This is a genomic window from Megasphaera sp. AF13-6AC (assembly GCF_027685385.1).
Lineage (GTDB): Bacteria > Bacillota > Negativicutes > Veillonellales > Megasphaeraceae > Megasphaera > Megasphaera micronuciformis.
The window spans coordinates 1-344 of sequence record NZ_JAQCUN010000326.1 but is presented as its reverse complement, the minus strand read 5'-3'; the positions used below and the strand labels follow the sequence as shown (position 1 = coordinate 344).

The 344-nt window shown below is 52.6% G+C and carries 1 pseudogene; it reads right to left on the bottom strand.

Annotation, left to right across the window (positions count from 1 at the left end):
• Nucleotides 1–207 (bottom strand): annotated as a pseudogene (locus PGX78_RS09195) (sensor histidine kinase); the annotation flags it as partial.
• Between the last annotated feature and the right edge of the window lie 137 nt (nucleotides 208–344).

Sequence of the window (344 nt, the reverse complement as noted above, 5' to 3'; positions counted from 1 at the left end):
CATAGATTCCGTACGACCGTAATCCACTTCCTTGTGTGCTGTCAAGCTTCGCCTTTGCGTAAACACATCGGCAATAACCGGCTCATCCCCGCAAGCTACGATAGCACCGACAGATGTATCCGCCTTACCTTCCGCTGCAAATAAGGGTTTACGCACAGCTGCCGACACGAGAAACCCCTCTTTGGATGACGGTACGAAAAGAGCCAACCTTCATCGGCCGAAGCGGGCACTTGTAAGATACTGAAAGCCGTTTCCGTCAACAGCTGTTTATCGGCCGCCACCTCCCCCGTAAAAGACAGTACGGCAATGACCTTGCCGCCGTTATCGACAAAAGGATAGACCGT